The following is a 4,211-nucleotide window of genomic DNA, read 5'->3' as shown; positions in this document are numbered from 1 at the left end:
GTCGGTGCTGCTGCGGCTGCGGCCCGCCGACGTCCGGCTCGCGCGGGCGGAGCCGGGCAACACGGCCCCGGTCGACCGGCTGTGGGACACGCTGGTGCGGGACGGTGTCCGCGCGGTGAGCGCGAACGGGGTCCTCGGTGACCCCACCGGCGCCGACGCCGAGGAGGGCGAACGGCAGCTGCGCGCCTGGGCCGACGACCTCCGCGCCGCGGTGCGGTCCCGGTTCGGTGGCTGATCACCGAACCGGAAGGGCGGCGGACCCCGCCTCCGACCGCGCTCAGTCGGTGCGGGCGGCCTCCTCGAACGCGCCCCGGGGCTGCTCCCGGGAGCCGAAGTTGACGACGTCGTGGCCGAACGGCATCCCGACGAGCCAGTCGCCCAGCACCCGCACGGTGCGGTTCCACGTCGGGATCTGGGTGGCGTAGTAGGCGCGGCGCAGCGTCCAGGCCAGCGAGCCGTTCACCTTGCGGCCCAGCACCTCGCCCACCGCCTTGTTCTTGCCCAGGGTGACGAACTCGCCGCGGCTGTTGTACCGGAACGGTTTCACCGAACGCCCGCGCACCGTGTACAGCAGGTTGTCGCCGAGCTGCTGGGCCTGGCGTACCGCGTGCTGGGCGGTCGGCGGGCAGGTGCCGCCCTTCTCCGGGTCCGGGACGGCCGCGCAGTCCCCCGCCGACCAGATGTTCGGATGCCCGTTGACCCGCATGGTGTCGTCGACGACGAGCCTGCCCCGGTCGTCGACGGGCAGACCGAGCTGCCCCACGATCGTCTGCGGCCGGGTGCCCGCCACCCAGACGAGGGTGTCGGCCTCGAACTTGGTGCCGTCGGACAGCGCCAGCACGCCGTCCTCGGCGGACTCCAGCAGGGTGTTCAGCCGGATGTCGATGCCGCGCGCGGTCAGCTCGGTGGTCGCCAGCTCGGCCAGGTCGGGGGTGACCGTGCCGAGGATCCGGTCGACGGCCTCCACCAGGACCCAGCGCATCTCGGTGCGGTCGATCTCCGGGTAGCCCTCCAGCACGTCGACCGCCATGTCCTGCAACTCGGCGACGGCCTCGACGCCGGTGTAGCCGCCGCCGACGAACACGAACGTCAGGGCACGGCGGCGCAGTTCCGGATCGTCGCTGGCCGCGGCGATCTCCAGTTGGCCCAGCACCCGGTCGCGCATGTGCGCGGCCTCGGCCAGCGAGTTGAAGCCGATGCCGTGCTCGGCCAGACCGGGGATGGGCAGCAGTTTCGAGGTGGCGCCGAGCCCCAGCACGAGCTCGTCGTACTCCAGCGTCAGCGGGGGCCCGGCCGTGGGCTCCACGGTGGCGGTGCGGCGGTCGGTGTCGATGCCGGTGAGCGTGCCCGCGATGAACCGGGTCCCCCGCAGCACCGCCCGCAGCGGCACCACGGCGTGGCGCGGTTCGAGCGTTCCGGAGGCCACCTCCGGCAGCAACGGCCGGTAGACCATGAAGTTCTCCGGGTTGACCACCGTCACCTCGGCCTCACCCTGCCGCAGGCACTGCTGCAGCCGCAGCGCCGTGTAGAGGCCGACATAGCCGCCTCCGACGATCACAATCCGTTTCGGCACACGGACCTCCTAGCCACCGTTGACGAGGTAGACGATCAGATAGGCGAGGAAGAAGCCCGCGACCAGCACGACCGCCAGCACGATCGTCACCACCCACGCCACCGACATCGCCTTCGACTGCCGTGGTTCGCGGTGCGTGGTCCCGGACGTCTGCGCGGAATCCGGCGGCGTCTCCCCCGGGGGAACACCGCCGCCCTCCTCGAGACCCGGCGTGTCCCGCGGGTCGGGGTCCGGACCTTGCGCGGTCATGGCTCCTCCCCTACACCGCGGTCACTACCGGATCCCGCGTCGCATACCCGGAACGAGCGACGGTCAACCCGGTGTTTCACCCGTGTGGCGCACGGGTAGGCACTCACGACGGACGTGTGCGACCCGGTGAGAGGAGCCGCGCGGATGCACCGCGACAGCGACACCCACAGCCCCCGCGAGGACGACGAACTCAAGGCCGAGATGCAGGGCATGCTCAAGGGCAACCGCCCGAGCCGGGCCGAGGAGTGGCGCGACCCGGAGCCGCCCGCCGACGACGACCCCGCCGTCGCCGGGTTCGGCGAGGAGATGGAGGAGGGCCGGGAAGGCCGGTGAGCCGCCCGGCCCGACAGGCCGGGCGGTACGACACCGGTTGACGGCACGGGAACCACCGAGGGCCGACGGTGCGGGGCGGATCCCCGAGGCGGATCCGCCCCGACCGTCGGCCCTCGCCGTGTGCGCGGTCCCCGGGGTGCTCACTCCCGCCCGCGCACGATGGTCGGTTCCAACTCGTCGTCCTCGTCGAACACGGCGACCCGTCCGACACCGGAGGCGGTGCCCAGGGTGGTGCCGGCCTCTCCGGACTCGGCGTGGTCCAGCGTCGCCGGGTCGGGGTCGTACTGCATCGGGATCTCCTTTCGACGGCCGGATGATCTTGATATACCCGGCGAGGGAGACGAAAAACACACCGAATCCCCCTCTCGATGGGTTGAAAATCGGTCAAGTCACCGACGTCCCCACGCGCTCCGCGGGAAACGGGTGAAACTCCGTCCGTCGCCTGGCACCACGTCCCGTCCCGCCCGATCATTGACGGCATGGTGCTTCACGACCGGGCGCTCGAGATCCCCGCTCCGACCGACGACGGGCACCGGGCCCGGCTGGCGGCGCTGCGCGCGCGACTGGCCACCGTGGGGGCGGACTCGCCGGTGCGACTGGGGAAACGGACCTCGAACCTGTTCCGTCCCCGCGCCCGCGCCGCGGGGCCCCGGCTCGACGTCTCCGGCTTCACCCACGTGCTGCACGTGGACCCGGTCTCCCGCACCGCGGACGTCGAGGGGATGGTCACCTACGAGGACCTGGTGGACGCGACCCTCCCGCACGGGCTGATGCCGCTGGTCGTGCCGCAGCTGAAGACCATCACCGTGGGCGGGGCGGTCACCGGGCTCGGGATCGAGTCGTCCTCGTTCCGGGCCGGCATGCCGCACGAGTCGGTCCTGGAGATGGAGATCCTCACCGGGGACGGGCGGATCGTGCTCGCCCGGCCGGACAACGAGCACCGCGACCTGTTCTTCGGCTTCCCCAACTCCTACGGCACCCTCGGCTACGCGCTCCGGCTGACGATCGAGCTCCAACCCGTCAAGCCGTACGTGCGCCTGCGGCACGTCCGGCACAGCGACCCGCGCACGTACTTCGCCGAACTGGACCGCGTCTGCCGCGACGGGGCCGCCGACTTCGTGGACGGCACGGTCTTCTCGCCGCACGAGATGTATCTGACGCTGGGCACGTTCACCGACGAGGCCCCGGAGACCAGCGACTACACCTGGCTGGACATCTACTACACCTCGATCCGCGGGCGGGACATCGACTACCTGCACACCCGCGACTACCTCTGGCGCTGGGACACCGACTGGTTCTGGTGCTCCCGGGCCCTCGGGGTGCAGCACCGGTCCGTGCGGCTGCTGGTCGGCCCGCGCAGGCTGCGCTCGGACGTGTACCACCGGATCGTGTCGTTCGAGCGGCGGCACCGTGTGCTGGACCGTGCGCGCGGACTGCTGCGCAGGCCCCCGCGCGAGATGGTGGTGCAGGACGTGGAGGTCCCCGTGCGGGCCGCCGCCGAGTTCCTCGACTTCTTCCACCGGGAGATCCCGATCAGCCCGGTGTGGGTGTGCCCCGTCCGGCAGCGCCACCCCGACCGGCAGTGGCCGCTGTACCAGCTGGACCCGCACACGCTGTACGTCAACTTCGGGTTCTGGGCGAGCGTGCCCGCCGGCGGGGACCGGCCGCCGGGCACGCACAACCGGATGATCGAGGACACGGTGACCGCACTGGGCGGGCGCAAGTCGCTGTACTCGGAGAGTTTCTACGACGAGCGGACCTTCTGGCACCTCTACAACGGCACGGCCTACGCGGACCTGAAGGACCGCTACGACCCGCGGCGACGGCTGCTGGATCTGTACGACAAGTGCGTCAGGGCGAGATGACGCGCCCGGTGGGACGGGCGCGCGGAGGGGAAGGTGAGCCACGGTGGGCGAATTCGGACCCGGCACCACGACGGCACAGGGGGCCCGGAACCGCACGCACGGCACGGACACGGCCACGGATGCGGCCACGTCCGCACCGGACGGGTACCGGACCGCGGGCCCGCGCGGTCGTGGTCGGCGGCCGCGCGGCG

Annotated in this window: 6 protein-coding genes; 3 read left to right on the top strand and 3 right to left on the bottom strand. The window is 71.9% G+C overall.

Annotated elements, in window-relative coordinates; genetic code table 11:
• Positions 1–235 (top strand): creatininase family protein (locus ACTIR_RS0101975; protein WP_007025715.1); only part of this gene is annotated, 235 nt, incomplete at its 5' end.
• Between the two features lie 42 nt (positions 236–277).
• Here ACTIR_RS0101975 and ACTIR_RS0101970 read toward each other — a convergent pair.
• Together ACTIR_RS0101970 and ACTIR_RS0101965 are read right to left on the bottom strand one after the other, a co-directional pair.
• Complete coding sequence (locus ACTIR_RS0101970) at positions 278–1,573, bottom strand: NAD(P)/FAD-dependent oxidoreductase (protein WP_026453029.1); 1,296 nt, start codon at positions 1,571–1,573, stop codon at positions 278–280.
• Positions 1,574–1,582: 9 nt separating this feature from the next.
• Positions 1,583–1,822 carry a DUF6480 family protein gene (locus ACTIR_RS0101965; protein WP_026453028.1) on the bottom strand — a complete coding sequence of 80 codons (240 nt, stop codon included), beginning with the start codon at positions 1,820–1,822 and terminating at the stop codon, positions 1,583–1,585.
• 144 nt (positions 1,823–1,966) lie between these two features.
• Here ACTIR_RS0101965 and ACTIR_RS0101960 point away from each other — a divergent pair, with 144 nt between their 5' ends.
• Complete coding sequence (locus ACTIR_RS0101960; RefSeq protein ID WP_007025718.1) at positions 1,967–2,155, top strand: hypothetical protein; 189 nt, start codon at positions 1,967–1,969, stop codon at positions 2,153–2,155.
• Positions 2,156–2,295: 140 nt separating this feature from the next.
• On the opposite strand, the gene ACTIR_RS27055 is transcribed toward ACTIR_RS0101960, so the two are convergent.
• Entirely contained in the window at positions 2,296–2,445 is a 150-nt protein-coding gene (locus tag ACTIR_RS27055) for a hypothetical protein (protein WP_007025719.1), read from the bottom strand.
• A gap of 189 nt (positions 2,446–2,634) precedes the next feature.
• On the opposite strand from ACTIR_RS27055, the gene ACTIR_RS0101950 reads away from it, so the two are divergent.
• Positions 2,635–4,020, top strand: a complete 1,386-nt coding sequence (locus ACTIR_RS0101950; RefSeq protein ID WP_026453027.1) for an FAD-binding oxidoreductase — start codon at positions 2,635–2,637, stop codon at positions 4,018–4,020.
• The last annotated feature ends 191 nt before the right edge of the window (positions 4,021–4,211 follow it).

Source organism: Saccharomonospora iraqiensis subsp. iraqiensis, assembly GCF_000430445.1.
GTDB lineage: Bacteria > Actinomycetota > Actinomycetes > Mycobacteriales > Pseudonocardiaceae > Saccharomonospora > Saccharomonospora iraqiensis.
This window is presented reverse-complemented; position numbering and strand designations above follow the sequence as displayed.